The organism is Pedococcus sp. 2YAF34, assembly GCF_052114585.1.
In the GTDB taxonomy this organism is placed as follows: domain Bacteria; phylum Actinomycetota; class Actinomycetes; order Actinomycetales; family Dermatophilaceae; genus Pedococcus.
The window spans coordinates 1-380 of sequence record NZ_JBFRFA010000150.1 but is presented as its reverse complement, the minus strand read 5'-3'; the positions used below and the strand labels follow the sequence as shown (position 1 = coordinate 380).

General features: G+C 74.2%; 1 pseudogene. It reads left to right on the top strand.

Annotated elements, in window-relative coordinates:
• Positions 1 to 380: pseudogene (locus tag AB4Z02_RS19320) on the top strand (1-phosphofructokinase family hexose kinase); the annotation flags it as partial.

Genomic DNA, 380 nt, shown 5'->3' with positions numbered 1-380 from the left:
CCCCCACGAGCTGGTGCCGGTCGCGCCCGAGACGCGCACGAGCATCGCGATCGTCGACGAGTCCGACTCGAGCACGACCATGCTCAACGAGGCTGGCCACCCGCTCAGCGTGGAGGAATGGGAGCACCTCGGCGAGGCGGCCGACCGGCTGAGCATCCCGGCGCAGTGCCTGGTCGCGTCCGGCAGTCTTCCCGCGGATGCGCCCGAGGGCTTCTACGCATCGCTCGTCGCCGTCGCCCGTGGCCGCGGCATCCCGAGCATCGTCGACACGAGCGGCCCCGGTCTCGTGCTGGCCGCCCGCGCGGGGGCGAACGGCATCCCGAGCATCGTCGACACGAGCGGCCCCGGTCTCGTGCTGGCCGCCCGCGCGGGGGCGAACG